We start from the raw sequence: 22,995 nt of genomic DNA, 5'->3' as shown, positions 1-22,995 counted from the left end.
GTGTCCTCAAGAAATTGTCAGCGGTGGTGCCCGCCGGAAAAGGTTAGATCAAAGTTTTGCCATGGCGTACGAAGGTCGGTTTGACCACTCGTACCGGGTACCACTTGCCACGGATTTCCACTTCGGCGCGGTCGGCAGTCGCCATCGGAACACGCGCCAGGGCAATCGATTTGCTTAGCGTAGGAGAGAAACTACCACTGGTGATCTCCCCTTCGCCAACATCGGCGATACGAACCACCTGGTGGGCACGCAAAACACCGCGTTCCTCAAGCACCAGACCGACCAGTTTGTGTGCAACGCCAGCGGCTTTTTCCGCCTCCAGCGCAGCACGGCCGATGAACTGACGCGAGGCCGGTTCCCAGGCGATGCTCCAGGCCATGTTGGAAGCCAGCGGCGAAACGTCTTGATGAATGTCCTGACCGTAGAGGTTCATGCCGGCTTCCACGCGCAACGTGTCGCGGGCACCGAGGCCGATCGGGGAAATGCCGGCCCCCACCAGATCGTTGAAGAATGCCGGGGCCTGATTGGCCGGCAATACGATTTCCAGACCGTCTTCACCGGTGTACCCGGTGCGGGCAATGAACCAGTCGCCGTCGGTCTCGCCTTCGAAGGGTTTGAGGTGCTGGATCAGCGTGGCACGCGACTGGGTGACCAGTTCAGCAATCTTGTGCCGGGCATGCGGACCTTGAATGGCCAGCATCGCCAGCTCCGAGCGCTCGTGCAGTTGCACGGTGAAACTGCCGAGTTGCGCCTGCATCCACGCCAGGTCCTGATCACGGGTCGAGGCATTGAACACCAGACGATAGCCGTCTTCGAGCCGGTAGACGATCATGTCATCGACGATGCCGCCGCGCTCGTTGAGCATGGTGCTGTACAACGCACGGCCGGGGCGGTGCAGGCGGTCGACGTCATTGGCCAGCAAATGCTGGAGCCAGGCCTTGGCCTGGACGCCGCTAACATCGATTACGGTCATGTGGGACACATCGAACACCCCGCAATCGCGGCGCACTTCGTGGTGCTCCTCGACCTGCGAGCCGTAATGCAGTGGCATGTCCCAACCGCCAAAATCGACCATCTTCGCGCCGAGGGCGAGATGCAGGTCATACAGAGGCGTACGCTGTCCCATGGGTTTCTCCTTCCGGGCGTGGCGAGGGTGCGGACTGCCGCTGCACGGCTGAAAGCCTCGAAATATAGGGCTTTGAGCTGTTTCCAGCGAACGGGTCTGTCAGACGAACCGCACCGAATGCCGCGCATTGTAGCCGCATGATTCAGGACTGACGACTAAGTGTTTCGGTGCGCCGAGCGACGGATCAGACCAATGACCGGCAATAGTCCGACCAGAACCAGGGTCAGCGCCGGCAACGACGCCCTCGCCCATTCGCCTTCGCTGGTCATTTCAAAGATGCGTACGGCCAGCGTGTCCCAGCCAAACGGGCGCATCAGCAGGGTTGCCGGCATTTCCTTGAGCACATCGACGAACACCAGCAACGCCGCGCTCAACGTGCCGGGCAACAACAACGGCAGATACACTTTGAAAAACAGTCGCGGCCCACTGACACCCAGGCTACGTGCCGCTTCCGGCAAAGATGGCCGTATACGCGCCAGACTGCTTTCCAGCGGGCCATACGCGACGGCAATAAACCGCACCAGATACGCCATCAGCAACGCCGCCAGGCTGCCGAGCAACAACGGTTTGCCTGCACCACCGAGCCAGCCTGAAAGCGGAATCACCAGTTCGCGATCCAGATAACTGAAGGCGAGCATGATCGACACGGCCAACACCGAGCCCGGCAGGGCGTAACCGAGGTTGGCCAGACTGACCCCGGAGCGGATCGCCCGGGTCGGCGCCAACCGTCGGGCGAACGCCAGCAGCAACGCAACGCTGACGGTGATCAACGCCGCCATGCCACCCAGATAGAGGGTGTGGAGGATCAACCCGGCGTAGCGCTCATCGAGGTCGAAACGCCCGCGCTGCCAGAACCACACGACCAATTGCAAAACCGGAATCACAAACGCGCAGGCGAAGACCAATACGCACCAACTCATCGCCGCGAAAGCCTTGAACCCGCGCAGGTGATACAGCGCCTTGATCCGCGGACGCTCGTTGCTCGCCCGGTTGGCGCCGCGTGCACGACGTTCGCCGTACAGCACCAGCATCACCACCAGCAACAACAGGCTGGCCAATTGGGCCGCACTGGACAAGCTGAAGAAGCCGTACCAGGTCTTGTAGATCGCCGTGGTGAAGGTGTCGAAGTTGAACACCGAGACCGCGCCGAAATCCGCCAGAGTTTCCATCAGCGCCAGTGCCACGCCGGCACCAATCGCCGGCCGTGCCATCGGCAACGCTACGCGCCAAAAGGCTTGCCAGGGTGATTGGCCGAGCACGCGCGCGGCTTCCATCAGGCCTTTGCCCTGAGCGAGAAAAGCCGTGCGTGCCAACAGGTAGACGTAGGGGTAGAAGACCAGCACCAACACCAGAATCACCCCACCGGTGGAGCGAACACGCGGCAGCCGCAGGCCGGAACCGAACCATTCACGCAGCAGGGTTTGAACGGGCCCGGCGAAGTCGAGCAAGCCGACGAAGACGAAAGCGAGCACATAGGCCGGGATGGCGAAGGGCAGCATCAGCGCCCAATCGAGCCAGCGGCGACCGGGGAATTCGCAGAGGCTGGTGAGCCAGGCGAGGCTCACACCCAGCAGCGTCACACCGAAACCGACGCCGAGCACCAGCGTCAGGGTGTTGCCCAGCAGGCGCGGCATCTGGGTTTCCCACAGGTGCGACCAGATCTGTTGATCGATGGTCTGCCATGACAGCAGCAGAACGCTCAGGGGCAACAGCACCAGCGCGGCAATGGCGAAGACGATGGGATACCAGCGGCGTTGGGCGGGGTGGGCCACTTTTGGGACTCTGGAGGGATTGGGTTGTTCTGGAGCTTTGTGTTTCAGGTCAGGATTGTGGCCCTCACCCTAGCCCTCTCCCAGAGGGAGAGGGAACTGACCGAGGTGCTCATGCAAGCTACATCGACCTGAGATATCGAGTCGAACTCATGTTTCGAAAACAACCCAAGCCGGCTCCCTCTCCCAAAGGGAAAGGGCACTGACCGAGGTGCTCATGCAAGCTACATCGACCTGAAATATCGAGTCGAACTCATGTTTCGAAAACAACCCAAGTCGGCTCCCTCTCCCTCCGGGAGAGGGCTGGGGTGAGGGGCTGGATTTTGAAGCAAGTAAAGCAATCAGAAAAGACTCAGTTCCAACCCGCCCGATCCATCATGCGAATCGCCTCGGCCTGGCGCTTGCCCGCCACTTCCACCGGCAAGGTGTCGGCAATGAACTTGCCCCATGCGGCCACTTCTTCGGACGGTGCAACGGCAGGGTTGGCCGGGAATTCCTGGTTCACGTCGGCGAAAATTTTCTGCGCCTCAGGCGTAGTCATCCACTCGACCAGTGCCTTGGCGGCTTCCGGGTGGGGTGCATGTTTGGTCAAGCCTATACCCGACAGGTTGACGTGCACACCGCGATCCGCCTGATTCGGCCAGAACAGTTTCACCGGCAGTTCCGGCTTCTGCTTGTGCAGGCGACCGTAGTAGTAGGTGTTGACGATGCCGACATCGCACTGCCCGGCATTGATCGCTTCGAGCACTGCAACGTCATCGGAGAACACATCGGTGGACAGGTTGTTGACCCAGCCCTTGAGAATCTTCTCGGTCTTCTCGGCACCATGCACTTCGATCATGGTTGCGGTGAGAGACTGGTTGTAGACCTTCTTCGCCGTGCGCAGGCACAGACGACCTTCCCAATTCTTGTCGGCCAACGCTTCGTAGGTGGTCAGTTCGCCCGGCTTCACTCGCTGGGTGGAATAGGCGATGGTCCGTGCGCGCAGGCTCAACCCCGTCCAGGCGTGGCTAGAGGCGCGGTATTGCTGCGGGATATTGGCGTCGATGGTTTTCGAGGTGAACGGCTGCAGGATACCCATCTGTTCGGCCTGCCAGAGGTTGCCGGCATCGACGGTCAACAGCAGGTCGGCGGTGGCGTTTTCGCCTTCAGCCTTGATGCGCTGCATCAGCGGCGCTTCCTTGTCGGTGATGAACTTGATCTTCACCCCGGTTTTGGCGGTGTAGGCATCAAACACCGGTTTGATCAGTTCATCGATACGCGAGGAGTAAACCACCACCTCGTCGGCAGCCTGGGCAGTGGTGCTGCCGATCAGGGTCAAGGCCAGTGCGGTCAGAAGACGCTTGGGTGCCAACATGGGAGTGGTCTCTCGGTCGGGAAATGTGGGCCAAATGATAAGGACTCACATTTACGTTCTCAATCGATCAGTTGGGCAAGGAGTTACCAGATGTTGCATGGTGCTAAACGAATCCCTGTAGGAGGACGCATTGCCAAATGTAGAAGTGAGCCTGCTCGCGATGAGGCCATCAGCCTAAATGCAGGCCTCAGGGTTTCGCGAGTGCCGGAAGGTCACCCGTCAAACCGAGGGCTTCACGCACAAACAACGCCTTGGCCTCAGGCATCTGCTCAACCAGCTTCAACCCGGCATTACGCAACCAGCGCACAGGCAGCGGATTGGCCTGGAACAAGCGCTCGAACCCTTCCATCGCCGCCATCAACGCCAGGTTATGCGGCATGCGCCGGCGCTCGTAGCGGCTCAGCACTTTCACATCCGCCAGCCGTTCACCACGTTCGTTAGCCTGCAACAGCACTTCAGCCAGCACCGCCGCATCAAGGAATCCCAGGTTCACGCCCTGCCCCGCCAGCGGGTGAATGGTGTGCGCGGCATCGCCGATCAGCGCCAGGCCTTCAGCCACATAGCGCTTGGCGTGGCGCTGACGCAGTGGCACGCACAGCCGTGGATCGGCACTGACGACGTCGCCCAGGCGACCTTCAAACGCCCGCTCCAGCTCTCGGCAGAATGCCGCTTCATCCAGCGCCATCAAACGCTCGGCTTCGCTCGGCGTGGTCGACCAGACGATCGAGCACCAGTCCTGCTGACCCTCGCGTTCCAGCGGCAGAAACGCCAGCGGCCCGTGATCGGTGAAGCGTTGCCACGCCGTCATCTGGTGTGGCTTGCTGCTGCGCACGCTGGTGACGATGGCGTGATGCAGGTAATCCCATTCGCGGGTCGCGACACCGGTCAGACGGCGCACCGCTGAATTGGCGCCATCCGCCGCGATCACCAGCGGAGCGCGCAACTGCCGGCCATCGGCCAGGGTCAGCAACCAGTCATCGCCGGAGCGGCGCATCTGTTCCAGCCGTGCGTTGGCCAGCATGCCCAGATCGCAATCGTGCAAACGATCGAGCAAAGCATCCTGCACCACACGATTTTCGACGATATGGCCGAGTACATCGGCGTGCACGCTGCTCGCCGAGAAGTGAATCTGCCCGGTGCCGCTGCCGTCCCAGACGTGCATGTCGGTGTACGGACTGCTGCGCCGACTGGCGATGCCTTCCCACACGCCAAGGCGTTCGAGTATCCGTTGGCTGGCCGCCGACAACGCGCTCACGCGAGGCTCGAATGGCGCCTGGGCATCGAACGGTTTGACGCTCAGCGGGCTGCCGTCGAGCAGCAAAACCTCCAGGCCACTGTCCTGCAACGCCAGCGCCAGGGCGCTGCCGACCATTCCGGCTCCGACAATCAGCAGATCTGCGCGCATTTCCATGCTTTAAGCCTGTCTCGCTTGCGGCTTGAGCCGCACGTAAAGGGTTTTACCGACCCGCGCGACAAGGTTGCCGGCGCCGTCATGAATATCGACCTGCAACTGCGGCAGGTACTTTTCGCCATTGGCGGTCTGCCGACGGACCTCATCGAGCAAGGTGTTGTCGATGGTAAACCGGGCGAACACCGGGCCTTTGCCCGGCGCAATGAAATCGATGTCGGCGGCCTTGTCCCAGACGATGTACCGCGACCCAAGGTTTTCCATCAGCATCAACATGAAAAAAGGATCGACCATCGAATACAGACTGCCGCCAAACTGCGTGCCGACGTAATTGCGGTTGTACCAGCCCAACCCCATCGACACCTGGATGTCGCGAAAGTCGTCGCTGATGTGCCGCACCCGAACACCGGCGCCGAGATACGGCGGGTAAAAGGTCATCACCCAACGCATCAACCGCGCCTTGCCGAACCTGTCGCTCAACCACTTAAGCATCTGGACGTGTTCCCAAACCCATGGCCTGGCGGGCGAACCAGCGCTTGGCGGGGGGTAACAGGTCGAGACCGAGCAAACCGATGTTGCGCCCCAGCGATACCAACGGCTGGGTGCTGCCAAACAGCCGGGTAACCTGATCGGAGAACCCCACCGTGAGGTCCTGATCGAGACGCTGACGCTCGCGATAAGCCTGCAACGTGGCGAAGTCGCCCAGCGGTTTGTCGCTGGCGAGCAAGACCGCGGCGAGAGCATCGGCATCACGCAGGGACAGGTTGAAACCCTGCCCCGCAATCGGATGCAAACTGTGCGCGGCGTTGCCAAGTACGGCCAGATGCGAGCGCACCTGCTCTTCGGCTTCGACCAGCGACAGCGGATACAAATGCCGCGCCCCCACCTGTTTCAAGGTGCCGAGGCGGTAACCGAACACGCCCTGCAATTCGCTGAGGAAATCGCGCTCGCTCAAATCGGCCAGGCGTTGCGCGTCCATGCCCAGACGCGTCCAGACCAATGCGCAACGGTTATCCGGCAGCGGCAGCAAGGCCATCGGGCCCTCGTCGGTGAAACGCTCGAACGCCATGCCGTTGTGCGCTTCGCTCGGGGTGATGTTGGCGATCAGCGCACTCTGGTTATACGGACGCTTGCGCACGTTGATGCCCAGCTGCTCGCGCAATCCGGAGCGCCCGCCATCGGCCAGCACCGCGAGGTCGCATTCAAGGGTGGTTTCATCATTAAGGGTCAGGCGATAGCCGTCGGACAACGGCTCCATGCGGGTGACTTCAGCCGGGCAACGCCAGCTGATCACATCCTTGTCGACGTGCCGCCACAGGCATTGGCCGAGCCAGGCGTTTTCCACCACGTAACCGAGCGCCGGCACACCTTCTTCCATCGCCGACAACCGCGCGGTGGAGAAGCGGCCACGATCGGACACATGGATCTGTTTGATCGGCTCGGCGCGACGGGAGATTTCCTGCCACACGCCCAGCCGTTGATAGATTTGCCGTGCGCCGAAGGACAACGCCGAGGAACGTGCATCGTAGCTCGGCTGCCAACTGTCGCCAGGCGCGAACGGTTCGATCAGCACGATCTTCCAGCCGCGCGCCTTGGCCCCGGCCTGCAGCGCCAATGCCAGACTGGCGCCGACCAGGCCGCCACCGATGATTGCCAGATTGACTCGACTCATGCCGCGTGTGTCCGTGCTTGCGCCATCAGCGCTTCGATGTCGGCGACGGTTTTCGGTACGCCGTTGGTGAGGATTTCACACCCGGTCTTGGTCACTACCACGTCATCCTCGATGCGCACGCCAATGCCGCGCCATTTTTTCGCTACGTTCTGATTGTCCGGGGCGATGTAGATACCCGGCTCCACGGTCAGCGCCATGCCGACTTCCAGCACGCGCCATTCGCCGCCGACCTTGTACTCGCCGACGTCGTGTACATCCATCCCCAGCCAGTGGCCGGCGCGGTGCATGTAAAACGCTTTATAAGCCTCAGTCGCGATCAATTCGTCGACGTCGCCCTGCAACAGGCCCAGCTTCACCAAACCTGCGGTGATGACTCGAACCGTGGCTTCGTGCGCCTGATTCCAGTGCTTGTTCGGGGCGATTTCAGCGAACGCGGCTTCCTGCGAGGCGAGTACCAATTCGTAGATCGCTTTCTGCTCGGGCGAAAACTTGCCGTTGACCGGCCAGGTGCGGGTGATATCGCTGGCGTAGCAGTCGATTTCGCAACCGGCGTCGATCAGCACCAGATCTCCTTCTCTGAGCAGCGCGTCATTTTGCTGGTAATGCAGGATGCAGCTATTGCGCCCGGCGGCAACGATCGAACCGTAGGCCGGCATCTTCGCCCCGCCCTTGCGGAATTCGTAATCGAGCTCGGCTTCGAGGCTGTACTCGTAGAGCCCGGTGCGGCTGGCCTGCATCGCGCGGATGTGGGCCTGGGCCGAGATCCGTGCGGCTTCGCGCATCACCTTCACTTCTGCCGCCGATTTATACAGGCGCATGTCGTGCAGCAGATGATCCAAGGCAACGAATTCGTTCGGCGGCTGGGCGCCGAGGTGCGCTTTAGAGCGGATCACGTTGATCCAGTCCATCAGGTGCCGGTCAAATTCGGGGTTACTGCCCATCGCCGAATACACCCGGTCGCGACCTTCGATCAGGCCCGGCAGGATGTCGTCGATGTCGGTGACAGGGAATGCGTCGTCGGCGCCAAAGTCGCGTATCGCGCCTTCCTGGCCGGCGCGCAAGCCGTCCCACATTTCCCGTTCAGCGTTGCGTTCACGGCAAAACAACACATATTCGCCATGCTCGCGTCCGGGCATCAAAACGATGACGGCTTGCGGCTCGGGGAAACCGCTGAGGTACTGAAAGTCGCTGTCCTGACGGTAGACGTGCTCGACGTCGCGGTTGCGGATGGCCACCGCGGCGGCGGGCAGAATCGCGATGCTGTTGGGTTCCATCTGCGCCATCAGGGCCTTGCGGCGACGGCTGTATTCCGCTTTCGGGATATGGGTCATGGGCAGATGGCTTTCCCTGGCTTGCGATTAATGCAGCGACGGCTTGGCCGCTGGCGGCACGTCGGCTTTTTTGGTTTCCGTGAACAGCAGCAGCGGCGCAACGCGCAGGTACTCCATGACTTCCATGTAGTCGGTCTCGCCGTCTTCGGATTCTTCCAGGGCATCTTGCACCTGGGAAATGGCGGCCAGATCCTGCAACACTTCGGTGGCTTCAGTGCTGAGCATGCTGCTGTCGCGGCAGTTCAGGCCGAAACCGCTGAGGAAGCCCTGGCACCATTCGCCCAGTGCGGCGGCACGCGCAGCCAGTGGCGCGTCATCGGTCGGCAGCAGCAGGACGACAGTGACGTCGTCGCCGGTCAGCTCACCCTTGACCATCTCTTGCAGGCCAATCAGAGCGTTGCGGATGTTGTCCTGGGGCTCGCTTTCGAGCAGCTCGGCGGCATCGATCAGCCACTCGTCAGCATTGAAGCCGGCACCGGCGCAACTGCGCCCGAGCAGCAAGCCGTGCAGTTCGGCAGGCGAGACGTTATGGCCGCTGGAGGTCAGCAGGGTGGCAAAGGCTTGGTACGGGGAATTCGCAATGGTCATGGGCAGCTAGGCGCCAGACGGCGCTATGTCTAGAATGGAGGCCTTGTATCCTACATCGACAGACTCGCCAAGACTATTAAAGGCTGTCCGCCAGCTAACCCATCAGACAGTGAATCCAATGGAAGACAACGACCTGCAAGCGCTGATGGCCAGACTCGAACTGCTGATTGGCCGAGTCGAGCAACTAAAGAGTCAAAACGCACTCTTACTAGCTCAGGAAAAGACCTGGCGCGAGGAACGCGCGCACCTCATTGAAAAAAACGAAATCGCCCGGCGTAAGGTCGAATCGATGATTTCGCGCCTCAAGGCCCTGGAGCAAGACTCATGAGTTCAAGCAATAGCGTTACCGTGCAGATCCTCGATAAAGAATATTCGATCATTTGCCCGCAGGAAGAGCGCAGCAATCTGGTGAGCGCCGCACGCTACCTGGACGGCAAGATGCGCGAGATCCGCAGCAGCGGCAAAGTCATTGGGGCCGACCGCATTGCTGTGATGGCTGCACTGAACATCACTCACGATCTCTTGCACAAAGAAGAGCGTCCGGACATTCAAGCCAGCGGCTCGACCCGTGAGCAGGTGCGTGACTTGCTCGATCGTGTCGATCTGGTCCTGGCCGACGATCCGGACATCAGCAAGGGCTGATTCGCACGTCCGCTTGAGGTATACTCGCGGCACTCCCTGGGGTGCTTGCCAGTTGACGATGTCCCTGAGCCGATTCGCACTACCCTGGAAGTTGCACGTTGGGCTGGTGTGCATGTCCGCCAGACGGAAAGCCTTAAAGTCTACTGCATCTTCCACCTTGAACTTTCGGGTTCAAGGGCTAAGTTGACAGCGGTTCATCCGGGGAGCCTGATTCGAATCCGATGTCGGTGAATGCCGACATCGGATTTTTTATGCGTACGTTTTCGTCCAACCTGCCGAAGCCGAACCATGACCGAACTCGCGCTGCTGCCCCGCCCGCAACTTCGCCGCCTGCTGCGCAAGGCACGCCGCGCACTGACGGCTGCTGAACAACGCCAGGCCGCCAAAGGCCTGTTCCGGCAATTGGCGCAAGACCCGCACTTTCGCCGGGCAAAACACATCTCCCTGTACCTGCCCTGCGACGGTGAAATCGATCCGCGCCTGCTGCTGCATGAAGCACAGCGTCGGGGCAAGGCCACGTACCTGCCGGTGCTCAGCGCCTGGCCGCGAACCAAAATGGTGTTCCAGCGCATCCATCCCGGCGAAAAACTCAAACCCAACCGTTTTCGCATTCTTGAGCCGCGCGCCAATCTGGTTCGCCAGCGCAAGATCTGGACACTGGATCTGGTGTTGTTGCCACTGGTGGGATTTGACGACGTCGGCGGACGCCTGGGAATGGGCGGCGGCTTCTATGATCGCAGCCTGGCGTATCTGGCGCGGCGCAAGAACTGGCGCAAGCCGACGTTATTGGGTCTGGCCCATGAATGTCAGAAGGTCGAACGATTGGCGCAGGCGAGTTGGGATGTACCGTTGCAAGGCACGGTCACTGACAAGGCGTGGTATTTCGTAGACTGAACGCCGCGTAGAACAGCGGCGTCGAGGAGGCAGTTTCAGCGCTTGAAGGCTGTTGACTGTTGAACCTGTTGCGCGACTTCAATCGGTGCGTCGGCCTTGTTGGCCCACAGGCTTTGCGCGTAACCGGTGGTCACAACGCCCAAACCAAACAAAATAACCAAAACCCAAAGCAAATCCGGTTTGCGTTTCATCGATTGCCCCCCTCAAGGCACATCATCACGATGACAGCAGCGGTTTCCATTCGTAGGCCGTGCAGCAGCGTCAAGCTTTAAAGGCCGGCATTTTGCGACAACGAGAACCTGCGCGCAAACGCTGACGTCAACCGACTGTCGGTTTGTCATAAAATTGCCCGACAACTTGCCCAAAGAACACTCCAGGAGCAAAAACCATGGCCTATTGGCTGATGAAATCCGAACCTGACGAACTCTCGATCAAAGGCCTGGAGAAGCTTGGCAAAGCGCGCTGGGACGGGGTTCGCAATTATCAGGCACGCAACTTCCTGCGGGCGATGGCGGTGGGGGATGAGTTCTTTTTCTACCATTCCAGCTGCCCGGAGCCGGGAATTGCCGGGATCGGCAAAATAATCGAGGCGGCGTACCCGGATCCCACCGCGCTGGAACCGGAAAGCCACTACTTCGACCCGAAAGCCACACCTGAGAAAAATGCCTGGAGTGCAATCGACGTGGCGCACGTCGAAACCTTTGCGCGGGTGTTGAAACTCGATTATCTGAAGCAGCAGCCGGCGCTGGCCGAGATGCCACTGGTACAAAAAGGCAGTCGCCTGTCAGTGATGCCCGTCACCGCCGAGCAGTGGGCCGCTGTGCACGGTTTGCGCTGAGAACCGCTCGGTCACGCAGTGGGCCCAGACAAAAGGGTCTAGGCTTGCCGCTCATTTGATTGACATCAAGCGCCCCCAGCGCTTGAACCGTCAGACTGGACGCCACAGCCGCAGGATGCCCCCATGTCGACGCACAGCCGTTCCTCACTTCTATTTGCCGGATCGCTTATTGCACTACTGCTGGCCGCTGGCGGCTTCGGTTACTGGAAGTCGCTCAGTAGCCGTCTGCCCGAGGGCCTGTCGGCCGGCAACGGACGACTCGAGGCCACCGAAGTGCAGATCGCCAGCAAGACACCCGGTCGCCTGGCCGAAGTGCTGGTCGATGAAGGTGACAAGGTCACTAAAGGGCAATTGCTCGCGCGCATGGACACCCGCACCCTTGAAGCCCAACGCAACCAGGCCGAAGCCGAAGTCTTGCGCGCCCGGGAAAACCTCAACGCCGCTCAGGCCAACGTGCAGTTGCGTCAGAGTGAGCTATTGCTGGCCCAGCAGGAACTCGGCCGATCGCAGTCGCTGTTCAAGCACGGCTTCGTCAGCGCCCAGGCCATCGACCAATTGCAGTCGCGCATGGGCACCGGCAACGCTGCGGTGACGGCGGCCCGCGCCCAAGTGTCGGCGGTCAGTGCAGGGATCGGCGCAGCGCAGGCGCAGGTCGCGCAACTGACCAGCGAAATCGACGACAGCAGCCTGCGCGCGCCGATTGATGGCGTGATCCAGTTACGCATGGCCGAACCCGGCGAAGTACTGGGTGCCGGCGGCCGCGTCCTGCTGCTGATCGATCCCAATGATCAGTACATGAACCTCTACCTGTCCGCCTCCGTGGCCGGGCGGCTGGCGGTGGGGGATGAGGCGCGGGTGCTGCTCGATGCCCTGCCCGAGAAACCCTTGCCGGCAATAATCAGTTTCGTCGCCGGCAAATCACAGTTCACCCCCAAGGAAGTCGAAACCCGCGACGAGCGGCAAAAACTGGTGTTCCGCGTCAAGCTGCGCCTGACCCAACCCAGCGCCGTGCCGCAAGCCAAGCCCGGCATGCCCGGTGCCGGGTATGTGCGCACCGCGCCGATCGCCTGGCCGGCCAATCTGCAATGAGCAATCTCGCGGTTCAGGCGAACGGCATCGCGCACCGCTACGGCAAACAGCAAGCCCTGAGCGAGATCACGTTCAGCCTGCCCGCCGGCACCCGCTGCGGGCTGATCGGCCCCGATGGCGCCGGCAAGTCCAGCCTGCTGGGGCTGATCGCCGGGGTGAAGGCCCTGCAACAAGGGCAGTTGGACGTCCTCGGTGGGCCCATTGAGCAGCGCCGCCACCGCGACACGTTATATGCACGCATCGCCTTCATGCCTCAGGGATTGGGCGGCAATCTGTATCCCGAGCTGTCGATCCGCGAAAACATCCAGTTCTTTGCCACGCTGTTCGGTCTATCGAAAGCCGACAGCGAACAACGCATGCACAACCTGCTGCTCGCCACTGATCTGTTGAAGTTCGCTGAGCGCCCCGCCGGCAAGTTGTCCGGCGGCATGAAACAGAAACTGGGGCTGTGCTGCGCGCTGATCCATGAGCCGGACCTGCTGATCCTCGACGAGCCAACCACCGGCGTCGACCCGCTGTCACGCCGGCGTTTCTGGGAGTTGATCGACGACGTACGGCGCCAGCGCCAGCAACTGACCCTGCTGGTCGCCACCGCTTATATGGAGGAAGCCGAACAGTTCGAGCATTGCCTGATGCTCGACAACGGCAAGTTGATCGCCACCGGCTTGAGCCGTGAACTGGCGGCTGTCACCCCCAGCGGCAAACTCGATGAGGCCTTCACGCATTTCCAGAGTGACAGCCAGCATGACGCCCAGCCGCTGGTGATTCCGCCACGTAGCGGTGGCAGCAGCGACATCGCCATCGAGGCCCACGACCTGACGCTGCGTTTCGGCGACTTCACCGCCGTGGATCACGTCAGCTTCGCCATCGGGCGCGGCGAGATTTTCGGTTTTCTCGGCTCCAACGGTTGCGGCAAGACCACCACGATGAAAGTCCTCACCGGGCTGATGCCCGCCAGCGAGGGCAGTGCGACGCTGCTCGGCAACGCGGTAGACGCCAAGGATCTGGCCACGCGCAAGCGGGTCGGCTTCATGTCCCAGAGTTTTTCGCTGTATGGCGAGCTCAGCGTGCGGCAGAACCTTGAGCTGCACGCCCGGCTGTTCGACTTGCCCAAAGCCGAGAGCGCGCCACGCATCGATGCATTGATTCAGCGCTTCAATCTGCTCAGCGTCGCCGATCAGCCGTCCGGGGCCTTGCCTCTCGGACTGCGCCAGCGTCTGTCGCTGGCGGTGGCGGTGTTGCACCGCCCGGAAGTGCTGATCCTCGACGAGCCGACTTCCGGCGTCGACCCGGCAGCCCGCGATGATTTCTGGCGGCTGTTGATCGAACTCTCCCGCGAGCAAGGCGTGACGATTTTCCTCTCCACCCACTTCATGAACGAAGCCCAGCGCTGCGACCGCATCTCGCTGATGCACGCCGGCAAAGTCCTGGCGTGCGACACCCCGGCGGCGCTGCAACGTCAGTTCGGTGGAGAAACGCTGGAAGCCGCTTTCGTGACGTGCCTGGAACAGGCCCAGGGCACGGCCCAATCGCCGCCCACGAGTGAATCGCCGACAGCGCCAGCGGCTCACGCGCCACCGCTCAAGCAGCGCGGTTTCAGCCTCGGCCGCCTGCTGGCAGTGGCCCGTCGCGAAGGCAAGGAGCTGCTGCGCGACAAAGTGCGCATGGCCTTTGCGCTGGCTGGGGCGATTTTCATGATGGTGATTTTCGGCTACGGGATTTCCCTGGACGTGGAAAACCTCGCGTTCGCCGTTTACGACCAGGATCAGACACCGCAGAGCCGAACTTATCTGGAAGCCTTTCGCGGCTCCCGTTATTTCGACGAACAACCGGCCATCCATGACGCTCAAGAACTGCATCGACGCCTGCAACGTTCGGAAATCAAACTGGCGCTGGAGATTCCCCCCGGGTTCGGCCGCGATCTGTACGCCGGGCGCCAACCCGCCGTGGCGGCCTGGCTCGATGGCGGCATGCCGTTTCGCGCCGAAACCAGCCGCAATTACGTCGAAGCCGTCCATTTGGCCAATCTTCAGCAGTTGGCCGAGCAGAGCAGCCCCGCCATCAACCATCAGGCGGGCGCCAGCCTGCAAACGCGCTTTCGCTACAACCAGGATGTGGTCAGCGTCAACGCGATTGGCCCCGGGGTGATGGCGCTGATTCTGGCGTTCATTCCGGCGATGCTGACCGCGCTCGGCATCGTGCGCGAAAAGGAACTGGGTTCGATCACCAACTTCTACGCCACGCCCCTGACTCGTCTGGAGTTTCTGCTGGGTAAACAAGCGCCGTACCTGTTGGTCAGTCTGATCAACCTTGCGCTGCTGGTGGCGATGAACCGCTGGCTGTTCGGCGTACCGTTCAAGGGCAGCCTGCTGACGCTGGCATTCGGCGGCCTGCTCTATGTGCTGGCGACCACCAGCATGGGCCTGCTGATCTCGGCGTTCACCCGTACGCAAATCGCTGCGATCCTCGGCACCATGATCATTACCAGCCTGCCCACCATCCAGTTCTCCGGGCTGATTGTGCCGCGCTCCTCTTTGGAAGGGGCCGCAGCGGTGATGGGCATGCTGTTTCCGGCGGGGCATTTCCTCGACATCGCCGTCGGTACCTTCACCAAAGCGCTGGACTTGCGGCAGCTGTGGCCGCAGTGCCTGGCGCTGTTCGGGTTCTTTGTCGGGTTCACCGGGCTGAGCCTGGTCATGCTGAAAAAGCAGGAGGCCTGATGCACAAGTTCGCGCACATCCTGCGCCTGGGACTCAAGGAGCTGACCAGCCTGCGCCACGACAGCGTGTTGCTGCTGTTTTTGTTCTACGCCTTTACCGTGGCGATCTACATGCCCGCCGCCGGTTCGGTGATCGGCGTGCACAACGCCAGCGTGGCGATCGTCGACGAAGACCACAGCGCCCTCTCGCGCCAGTTGGCCCAGGCCCTGCAACCTCCAGAGTTCCAGACACCGGTGCTGTTGCCTTACGCGCAACTGGACCAGGTCATGGACAGCGGCCAATACACCTTCGTGATCAATATACCGGCGCGTTTTCAGACCGATCTGCTCGCGGCGCGACAACCGGCCATTCAAGTCAACGTCGATGCCACCGCGATGAGCCAGGCGTTCATGGGCGCCGGCTACATCGGCCGGATCTTCCAGCGCGAGCTGCAGGCCTATGGCGGCCAGAGCGATGCCGCGAGCAAGGCGCCAGTGCAACTGACTACCCGCGCCCTGTTCAACACTAATCTGGAGGGGGGCTGGTTTCTGGCGGTGATTCAGATCGTCAACAACATCACCATTCTGGCGATCATCCTGACCGGCACGGCGCTGCTGCGTGAACGCGAACACGGCACGCTCGACCATTTGCTGGTGCTGCCGCTGACGGCGCTGGAAATTATGCTGGCGAAAATCTGGAGCAACCTGCTGGTGGTGGTGCTGTGCACCTGGGTGTCACTGGAGGTGGTGGTCAAAGGCGCGCTCGGCGTGCCGTTATCCGGCTCGATGAGCCTGTTTTTACTGGTGACGGCGGTTTATCTGTTCGCCAGTACCGCACTGGGGATCTTTCTGGCGACCCTGGCGCGCTCGACGCCGCAGTTCGGCCTGCTGGCCATTCCGGTGATCATCCCGATGTTGCTGCTGTCCGGCGGCAGTACGCCGCTGGACAGCATGCCGCAATGGCTGCAGTGGGTCATGCAAGGCTCACCGTCCACGCATTTTGTCAGCCTCAGCGCCGCGATTCTGTTTCGCGACGCCGGGCTGAGCGTGGTCTGGCCGGACTTGCTGGCGCTGACGGCCATCGGCCTGCTGTTCTTCGTCATTGCCCTGGCGCGCTTTCGCAAAAGCCTGGCGTCCTGAACAGCAGCCAACGCACTTACTGAATGATCAGGTTGTTGAACAACAGATCCTCAACCACCGGCTTGCCAGTCTCGTCATTCATTACTTGCTGCGTTTGTTTCAACGCTTCCTGGCGCAACTTTTCCTTGCCCTCGATGCTGCCCATCGCTTCTGTGGTCTGCTGGGAGAACAGCGCCACCAGTTGATTGCGAATCAACGGTTCGTTGGCCTTGACCAGTTTGGTCGACTCTTCACCGGTCACACGCAGCGCCACATCGGCTTTAAACACCTTCAGTTTAGGCGTGCCATCGAGCCCGTAGTTGCCCACGAATGGCGGGCTCAGGGTGATGTAATTGACCTTCGGCGCCTCGCCTTCTTTGGCTTCTTCGGCCAGCGCTGCCACAGGCAGAGACAGGGCCAGCAACAACATGATCCACGCTTTCACAATTCGCTCCTTATCCGGTTTGCGGCCTAGCATAACGACCCGCCGCGCAAGCACAAGCTTATGGCTGGCTATCAGGGCCGGGTATGCTCGTTGACCCGTTGACTGACACACCTACACTTATCGGCCATCACTCCCAAAGGAATAGCCCTGATGAAAGCCGTGCTGTGCAAAGCCTTCGGCCCTGCCGAATCGCTGGTGCTGGAAGACGTCGCCAGTCCTGTCGCCAAGAAGAACGAAATCCTGCTGGACGTGCACGCCGCCGGGGTCAACTTCCCGGACACGCTGATCATCGAGGGCAAATACCAATTCAAGCCGCCCTTCCCGTTTTCGCCGGGTGGTGAAGCGGCCGGCGTGGTCAGCGCCGTCGGCGAAAAGGTCAGTCATCTGAACGTCGGCGACCGGGTCATGGCCCTTACCGGCTGGGGCAGCTTCGCCGAGCAGGTCGCGGTGCCGGGCTATAACGTGCTGCCGATTCCGCCGTCGATGGACTTCAACATCGCCGCTGCATTCAGCATGACCTACGGCACCTCGATGCACGCCCTCAAGCAACGCGCCAACCTTCAACCGGGCGAAACCTTGCTGGTGCTGGGTGCTTCCGGCGGTGTCGGACTGGCGGCCGTGGAAATCGGTAAAGCCATGGGCGCGCGGGTCATCGCCGCGGCCAGCAGCACGGAAAAACTCGCCGTGGCCAAGGCTGCCGGCGCCGATGAACTGATCAACTACAGCGAAACCAGCCTGAAGGAAGAAATCAAACGCCTCACCGACGGCCAGGGCGCCGACGTGATCTACGACCCGGTCGGCGGCGACCTCTTCGACCAGGCCATCCGCGCCATCGCCTGGAACGGGCGCCTGCTGGTGGTCGGTTTTGCCAGCGGACGCATTCCCGAGTTGCCCGTCAACCTCGCCCTGCTCAAGGGTGCAGCGGTACTCGGCGTGTTCTGGGGCTCCTTCGCCCAGCGCCAGCCGCAGGACAACGCGGCGAACTTCCAGCAACTGTTCGGCTGGTTTGCCGAGGGCAAGCTGAAACCGCTAGTGTCGCAGGTGTATCCACTGAGCAATGCGGCGCAAGCGATCAATGATCTTGGCCAGCGCAAAGCAGTGGGCAAGGTTGTGGTGCAGGTGCGCTGAACAACATCAAAACCGGATTGCCCCCCGCGCAATCCGGCATCTCCTATACGACCGCCATTTATACCTGAGCGACATGTTCATAAAGGAACACGCGATCTCCAAAATTTCCGCTGTTTGGTGGATGCGAACCGGTGCTATTTTCGGTAACGAAACTGTAACATTCGCATCCGCAGTCAAAACAAGAAATCTGGAGCTCTTGAATGTTTGCTTTCTTTCGTCCTGCCGCACATCAGGCTCCATTGCCTGAAGAAAAAATAGACAGCACCTACCGACGCCTGCGTTGGCAGATCTTCGCTGGCATTTTCATTGGCTACGCGGGTTATTACCTGCTGCGCAAAAACTTCTCCCTGGCCATGCCGTACCTGATCGACGAGGGCTACAGCCGTGGCGATCTGGGTCTGGCGATGTCGGCCATCGCCATTTCCTACGGTCTGTCCAAGTTCCTCATGGGCCTGGTGTCCGACCGCTCCAATCCACGTTTCTTCTTGCCTTTCGGCCTGCTGGTATCGGCTGGGGTGATGTTCGTTTTCGGTTTCGCGCCGTGGGCGACGTCCAGCGTGACCATGATGTTTATTCTGTTGTTCATCAACGGCTGGGCCCAAGGCATGGGCTGGCCGCCGAGCGGACGGACCATGGTGCACTGGTGGTCGCAGAAGGAACGCGGCGGCGTGGTCTCGGTGTGGAACGTGGCGCACAACGTCGGTGGCGGCCTGATCGGCCCGCTGTTCCTGCTCGGCATGGGCCTGTTCAATGACTGGCACGCGGCGTTCTACGTGCCGGCGGCTGTGGCTCTGGCCGTGGCGGTTTTCGCCTTCATGACCATGCGCGACACCCCGCAATCGGTGGGCCTGCCGCCAATCGAGCAGTACAAGAACGACTACCCGGAAGGCTACGACGCCAGCCACGAAGACGAATTCAGCGCCAAGGAAATCTTCGTCAAATACGTGCTGCGCAACAAAATGCTCTGGTACATCGCCATGGCCAACGTCTTCGTCTACTTGCTGCGCTACGGCGTACTGGATTGGGCGCCGACGTACCTCAAGGAAGCCAAGGGCTTCACCGTGGATAAAACCTCGTGGGCCTACTTCTTCTACGAATGGGCAGGGATTCCGGGCACGCTGCTGTGCGGCTGGATGTCGGACAAAATCTTCCGCGGCAACCGTGGCCTGACCGGCATGGTGTTCATGGCACTGGTGACCGTGGCGACGCTGGTTTACTGGCTCAACCCGGCCGGCAACCCGACTGTGGACATGATCGCGCTGGTCTCCATCGGCTTCCTGATCTACGGCCCGGTGATGCTGATCGGCCTGCAGGCGCTGGAACTGGCGCCGAAGAAAGCCGCGGGTACCGCTGCGGGTTTCACCGGTCTGTTCGGTTATCTGGGTGGTTCGGTCGCGGCCAGTGCGGCGATGGGCTACACCGTCGACCACTTCGGCTGGGACGGCGGTTTTGTACTGCTGGTGAGCGCGTGCCTGCTGGCGATGGCCTTCCTGGCCCCGACGCTATGGCACAAGCAAGTCGCCAGTCAGAGCCGCGAAGCGGTCGCTTGATCGACCTGTGACTTACAGCGTTTGAGCCGCGCCTCCAGATTTCGGTCTGGCATGGCGTGGCTGCGCAGGGCGTGGGCGGTCTGCTCGACATAATCGCGAGTGGTACCGTAACGTCCGCAAGCGCTTGCGAACACCTGGCTCAGTACGTGATCCGGCAAGTTGCCGGCATAGCTGGGCAGGTGTCGCTCCAAAACAAATCCTAATGCCTGAACCTGACTGCCATCTTCGAGCCGGCAGTTGAGCCAGTGTGGCCGATAGGACGGGAACGGCATCTCGCGCTTCCACAGCGCATACAGCGCACTGTCCAGATCGTCTTCGGGCAAGCGATAAGCAAATCCACTGCACGAGCCGCCACGATCCAGACCGAACACCAGCCCCGGCATTTCCGGGGTGCCGCGATGTTCGTGCGACCACAGGTACAACCCTCGATGATAGCCATGCACGCGACCGCGCATGCGCTGCGCCGAATTGCACTCCGGCCGCCAGATCAGCGAACCGTAGGCGAACAGCCACACCGGCCCGCCCTTGTGGCGCGCCATGGTCGATTGCATGGAAGCGAGAAGTTGTTCGTGCGTCAGCTGCGGCCCAAGATCGAGCCGCGGAGGGTAAGCCAGGTTCAGAAAAGCGTTTTCAATGGCACTCATGGCGAATAGCGTTCAGCTCCCCGCGGGTGAAGAATTACCTAATAGAACGCACCGCTGTAACAATAAGGCACATCTGTTTTAAGGCAATTTAGGTGCCATGGCACACTTCTTAAAAGATTGCCTGATTGATATATAACCTACCGGTATTTACCCAATTAGATAAATACCGATCGGCTATATAGAGAGTTATAACGATTTACCCGCGGCTCAAGAGCGCGGGGCATACGCGAACACATCGGCGCGCATTTGATGAGCATCCATCCCCGCTTCGACCAGCGCATCCAGCGTCCCGTAGACCATGGCCGGCGAGCCGCTGGCGTAGACGTGAAGGGATTTGAGATCAGAAAAGTCTTCACAGACCGCTTCGTGCAACATTCCGCAGCGGCCTTCCCAGCCACATTGGTCGCTGACGACTTTGTGCAGGAACAGATTGGGCAGCTTCACCCATTCGTCCCAATGTTCGATCTCATAGAAATCTTCCGGCCGGCGCACGCCCCAGTACAGATGCACCGGGTACTTGAAGCCGTTGGCGCGACAATGTTCGATCAGGCTGTGGATCTGGCCCATCCCCGTGCCAGCAGCAACCAGCACCAGCGGCCCGTCCGGCAGCTCGGCGAGGTGAGTGTCACCGAATGGCAGTTCGACGCGCACCATTGCGTTGCGTTGCAGCTGTTCGATCAGGCTCAACGCACTGGCTTCGCGCGCCAGCACGTGAATTTCCAGGTCGCGCCCACCGTGCGGTGCCGAGGCCATGGAAAACGCTGACTTCTCGCCGCTCTCGCGCTCGATCATCAAATATTGCCCGGCGTGATAGCGCGGTGGCTTGCCGGCCGGCGCACGCAGACGCACTCGCCAGGTGTCGCCGCCGACGTCGCGGCATTCGATGACCTGACACGACAGGCTGCGCACCGGCAGTTCTCCCAGCGCAAGCACGCCATCCCACAGCACGATGCAGTCTTCCAGCGGCTCGGCTATGCAAGTGTAGAACTCGCCGTGGTCGCGTACCGTGCCGGCCTGTTCGACCCGGCCTTCCACCAGTAGCGCCGCACACACATGGCAGTTGCCGTTGCGACAGCTTTGCGGGCAATCGTAGCCCAGGCGCCGCGCACCATCGAGAATCCGCTCACCGGGCTGTATCTCAAGTACCGCTCCGGAAGGCTGCAGGGTTACACGCATCAATCTATTCCTAACTGATTCCAGATGGCATCGATCCGCTGGGTGACGGCATCGTCCTTGACGATCACACGGCCCCACTCGCGAGTGGTTTCGCCCGGCCACTTGTGGGTGGCATCCAGGCCCATTTTCGAACCCAGACCTGAGACCGGCGAGGCGAAGTCGAGGTAGTCGATCGGCGTGTTATCGATCATCACCGTGTCGCGCTTGGGGTCCATGCGCGTGGTGATGGCCCAGATCACGTCGTTCCAGTCGCGGGCGTTGATATCGTCGTCACAGACAATAACGAACTTGGTGTACATGAACTGTCGCAAAAACGACCAGACACCCAGCATCACGCGCTTGGCGTGCCCCGGATACGACTTCTTCATGGTCACGATGGCCATGCGGTACGAGCAGCCTTCCGGCGGCAGGTAGAAGTCGGTGATTTCCGGAAACTGCTTCTGCAGGATCGGCACGAACACTTCGTTCAGGGCCACGCCGAGGATCGCCGGCTCATCCGGCGGACGACCGGTGTAAGTGCTGTGGTAGATCGGTTTGATCCGGTGGGTGATGCGCTCGACGGTGAACACCGGGAAGCTGTCGACTTCGTTGTAGTAACCAGTGTGGTCGCCGTACGGGCCTTCATCGGCCATTTCGCCCGGATGAATCACGCCTTCGAGGATGATTTCGGCAGTGGCCGGCACTTGCAGGTCGTTGCCACGGCACTTGACCAGTTCGGTGCGGTTGCCGCGCAAGAGGCCGGCGAACGCGTATTCGGAAAGGCTGTCCGGCACTGGCGTCACGGCGCCGAGGATGGTCGCCGGGTCCGCGCCGAGGGCCACCGACACAGGGAACGGCTGGCCCGGATGCTTCTCGCACCACTCGCGATAATCCAGAGCGCCACCACGGTGGCTGAGCCAACGCATGATGACTTTGTTGCGGCCGATCACCTGCTGACGGTAGATACCGAGGTTCTGACGGTCCTTGTTCGGGCCTTTGGTGACGGTCAGGCCCCAGGTGATCAGCGGGCCGACGTCGCCGGGCCAGCAAGTCTGCACCGGCAGCATCGCCAGATCGACGTCATCGCCCTCGATAACCACTTCCTGGCACACCGCGTCTTTGACGACTTTCGGTGCCATGGCAATGATCTTGCGAAAAATCGGCAGTTTCGACCACGCGTCTTTCAAGCCCTTCGGCGGTTCCGGCTCCTTGAGGAAAGCCAGCAGCTTGCCAATTTCGCGCAGTTCGCTGACCGACTCGGCACCCATGCCCATGGCCACCCGCTCGGGGGTGCCGAACAGGTTGCCGAGCACGGGGATGTCGTAGCCCGTCGGCTTCTCGAACAGCAGCGCCGGGCCTTTGGCCCGCAGCGTGCGGTCGCACACCTCAGTCATCTCCAGCACCGGCGAGACGGGAATCTGGATGCGTTTCAACTCTCCGCGCTGCTCAAGCTGCTGCACGAAATCCCGAAGATCCTTGAATTTCATTGACGATGGCACCCTCAAAATAGGCGTACATCCTACCTGCTCTGACGGGCAAACA

22 protein-coding genes and 1 other RNA gene are annotated in these 22,995 nt (G+C 61.1%); 10 read left to right on the top strand and 13 right to left on the bottom strand.

What is annotated here, in order from left to right; genetic code table 11:
- Positions 1 to 43: 43 nt before the first annotated feature.
- The 8 genes from gcvT to AB4P91_RS06940 all read right to left on the bottom strand — a co-directional run bounded on the left by gcvT (position 44) and on the right by AB4P91_RS06940 (position 9,251).
- The gene (gene gcvT, locus AB4P91_RS06975; RefSeq protein ID WP_395604537.1) at positions 44 to 1,126 is read right to left on the bottom strand and encodes a glycine cleavage system aminomethyltransferase GcvT; all 1,083 of its coding nucleotides are present in this window, start codon (positions 1,124 to 1,126) and stop codon (positions 44 to 46) included.
- Between the two features lie 155 nt (positions 1,127 to 1,281).
- Positions 1,282 to 2,898, bottom strand: a complete 1,617-nt coding sequence (locus AB4P91_RS06970; protein WP_150597871.1) for an iron ABC transporter permease — start codon at positions 2,896 to 2,898, stop codon at positions 1,282 to 1,284.
- Between the two features lie 349 nt (positions 2,899 to 3,247).
- Positions 3,248 to 4,252, bottom strand: a complete 1,005-nt coding sequence (locus AB4P91_RS06965) for an extracellular solute-binding protein (protein ID WP_042561659.1) — start codon at positions 4,250 to 4,252, stop codon at positions 3,248 to 3,250.
- A gap of 187 nt (positions 4,253 to 4,439) precedes the next feature.
- Positions 4,440 to 5,657, bottom strand: coding sequence for a 2-octaprenyl-3-methyl-6-methoxy-1,4-benzoquinol hydroxylase (locus tag AB4P91_RS06960; protein WP_181818472.1), 1,218 nt, complete (start codon positions 5,655 to 5,657; stop codon positions 4,440 to 4,442).
- Between the two features lie 9 nt (positions 5,658 to 5,666).
- Positions 5,667 to 6,152 (bottom strand): DUF4442 domain-containing protein, encoded by a 486-nt coding sequence (locus AB4P91_RS06955; RefSeq protein WP_150597869.1) that lies wholly within the window; start codon positions 6,150 to 6,152, stop codon positions 5,667 to 5,669.
- Positions 6,145 to 7,332, bottom strand: coding sequence for a 2-octaprenyl-6-methoxyphenyl hydroxylase (ubiH, locus tag AB4P91_RS06950; RefSeq protein WP_395604536.1), 1,188 nt, complete (start codon positions 7,330 to 7,332; stop codon positions 6,145 to 6,147). The genes AB4P91_RS06955 and ubiH overlap by 8 nt, the downstream gene beginning before the upstream one ends.
- Positions 7,329 to 8,663, bottom strand: a complete 1,335-nt coding sequence (gene pepP, locus AB4P91_RS06945) for a Xaa-Pro aminopeptidase (RefSeq protein WP_395604535.1) — start codon at positions 8,661 to 8,663, stop codon at positions 7,329 to 7,331. Before pepP ends, ubiH begins: the two co-directional genes overlap by 4 nt.
- Before the next feature lie 27 nt (positions 8,664 to 8,690).
- Entirely contained in the window at positions 8,691 to 9,251 is a 561-nt protein-coding gene (locus tag AB4P91_RS06940; protein ID WP_395604534.1) for a YecA family protein, read from the bottom strand.
- Positions 9,252 to 9,369: 118 nt separating this feature from the next.
- Here AB4P91_RS06940 and AB4P91_RS06935 point away from each other — a divergent pair, with 118 nt between their 5' ends.
- From AB4P91_RS06935 to AB4P91_RS06920, 4 genes are all read left to right on the top strand, one after another.
- Positions 9,370 to 9,579: a TIGR02449 family protein gene (locus AB4P91_RS06935; protein WP_016985919.1), complete on the top strand. Its 210-nt coding sequence runs from the start codon at positions 9,370 to 9,372 to the stop codon at positions 9,577 to 9,579.
- Positions 9,576 to 9,893: a cell division protein ZapA gene (locus AB4P91_RS06930; RefSeq protein WP_007967943.1), complete on the top strand. Its 318-nt coding sequence runs from the start codon at positions 9,576 to 9,578 to the stop codon at positions 9,891 to 9,893. The genes AB4P91_RS06935 and AB4P91_RS06930 overlap by 4 nt, the downstream gene beginning before the upstream one ends.
- Positions 9,894 to 9,923: 30 nt before the next feature.
- A non-coding RNA gene (gene ssrS / locus AB4P91_RS06925) (6S RNA) lies at positions 9,924 to 10,102 on the top strand.
- A gap of 79 nt (positions 10,103 to 10,181) precedes the next feature.
- The gene (locus AB4P91_RS06920; RefSeq protein ID WP_395604533.1) at positions 10,182 to 10,787 is read left to right on the top strand and encodes a 5-formyltetrahydrofolate cyclo-ligase; all 606 of its coding nucleotides are present in this window, start codon (positions 10,182 to 10,184) and stop codon (positions 10,785 to 10,787) included.
- A 35-nt stretch (positions 10,788 to 10,822) separates the two neighbouring features.
- Here AB4P91_RS06920 and AB4P91_RS06915 read toward each other — a convergent pair whose 3' ends face one another.
- The gene (locus tag AB4P91_RS06915; RefSeq protein ID WP_191627814.1) at positions 10,823 to 10,978 is read right to left on the bottom strand and encodes a hypothetical protein; all 156 of its coding nucleotides are present in this window, start codon (positions 10,976 to 10,978) and stop codon (positions 10,823 to 10,825) included.
- A gap of 197 nt (positions 10,979 to 11,175) precedes the next feature.
- Between AB4P91_RS06915 and AB4P91_RS06910 the strand changes: the two genes are divergently transcribed.
- The 4 genes from AB4P91_RS06910 to AB4P91_RS06895 all read left to right on the top strand — a co-directional run bounded on the left by AB4P91_RS06910 (position 11,176) and on the right by AB4P91_RS06895 (position 16,552).
- Positions 11,176 to 11,625 carry an EVE domain-containing protein gene (locus tag AB4P91_RS06910; RefSeq protein WP_150593514.1) on the top strand — a complete coding sequence of 150 codons (450 nt, stop codon included), beginning with the start codon at positions 11,176 to 11,178 and terminating at the stop codon, positions 11,623 to 11,625.
- A 123-nt stretch (positions 11,626 to 11,748) separates the two neighbouring features.
- Positions 11,749 to 12,714 (top strand): HlyD family secretion protein, encoded by a 966-nt coding sequence (locus AB4P91_RS06905; RefSeq protein WP_395604532.1) that lies wholly within the window; start codon positions 11,749 to 11,751, stop codon positions 12,712 to 12,714.
- Positions 12,711 to 15,434: a ribosome-associated ATPase/putative transporter RbbA gene (gene rbbA / locus AB4P91_RS06900; RefSeq protein WP_395604531.1), complete on the top strand. Its 2,724-nt coding sequence runs from the start codon at positions 12,711 to 12,713 to the stop codon at positions 15,432 to 15,434. The genes AB4P91_RS06905 and rbbA overlap by 4 nt, the downstream gene beginning before the upstream one ends.
- A complete protein-coding gene (locus tag AB4P91_RS06895) occupies positions 15,434 to 16,552 on the top strand; it encodes an ABC transporter permease (protein ID WP_150593511.1) in 1,119 nt (372 codons plus the stop codon). Before rbbA ends, AB4P91_RS06895 begins: the two co-directional genes overlap by 1 nt.
- A 16-nt stretch (positions 16,553 to 16,568) precedes the next feature.
- On the opposite strand, the gene AB4P91_RS06890 is transcribed toward AB4P91_RS06895, so the two are convergent.
- Entirely contained in the window at positions 16,569 to 16,976 is a 408-nt protein-coding gene (locus AB4P91_RS06890) for a flagellar basal body-associated protein FliL (RefSeq protein ID WP_042561670.1), read from the bottom strand.
- Positions 16,977 to 17,126: 150 nt separating this feature from the next.
- Here AB4P91_RS06890 and AB4P91_RS06885 point away from each other — a divergent pair, with 150 nt between their 5' ends.
- Together AB4P91_RS06885 and glpT are read left to right on the top strand one after the other, a co-directional pair.
- Positions 17,127 to 18,104: an NADPH:quinone oxidoreductase family protein gene (locus AB4P91_RS06885; protein WP_150597865.1), complete on the top strand. Its 978-nt coding sequence runs from the start codon at positions 17,127 to 17,129 to the stop codon at positions 18,102 to 18,104.
- 200 nt (positions 18,105 to 18,304) lie between these two features.
- Positions 18,305 to 19,654, top strand: coding sequence for a glycerol-3-phosphate transporter (gene glpT, locus AB4P91_RS06880; protein ID WP_042561673.1), 1,350 nt, complete (start codon positions 18,305 to 18,307; stop codon positions 19,652 to 19,654).
- Here the strand turns inward: glpT and AB4P91_RS06875 are convergent.
- The 3 genes from AB4P91_RS06875 to ubiD all read right to left on the bottom strand — a co-directional run bounded on the left by AB4P91_RS06875 (position 19,630) and on the right by ubiD (position 22,940).
- Positions 19,630 to 20,298, bottom strand: coding sequence for a gamma-glutamylcyclotransferase (locus AB4P91_RS06875; protein WP_042561674.1), 669 nt, complete (start codon positions 20,296 to 20,298; stop codon positions 19,630 to 19,632). The two genes, glpT and AB4P91_RS06875, sit on opposite strands and share 25 nt — an antisense overlap.
- Positions 20,299 to 20,505: 207 nt before the next feature.
- Positions 20,506 to 21,474 (bottom strand): CDP-6-deoxy-delta-3,4-glucoseen reductase, encoded by a 969-nt coding sequence (locus AB4P91_RS06870; protein WP_395604530.1) that lies wholly within the window; start codon positions 21,472 to 21,474, stop codon positions 20,506 to 20,508.
- A complete protein-coding gene (gene ubiD / locus AB4P91_RS06865) occupies positions 21,474 to 22,940 on the bottom strand; it encodes a 4-hydroxy-3-polyprenylbenzoate decarboxylase (RefSeq protein WP_150593506.1) in 1,467 nt (488 codons plus the stop codon). The genes AB4P91_RS06870 and ubiD overlap by 1 nt, the downstream gene beginning before the upstream one ends.
- Between the last annotated feature and the right edge of the window lie 55 nt (positions 22,941 to 22,995).

It is taken from the genome of Pseudomonas sp. B21128, from assembly GCF_044218865.1.
GTDB classification, from domain to species: domain Bacteria; phylum Pseudomonadota; class Gammaproteobacteria; order Pseudomonadales; family Pseudomonadaceae; genus Aquipseudomonas; species Aquipseudomonas iridis.
Note: the sequence above shows the minus strand (reverse complement) of the source record. Positions and strands in the feature narration are given on the sequence as shown.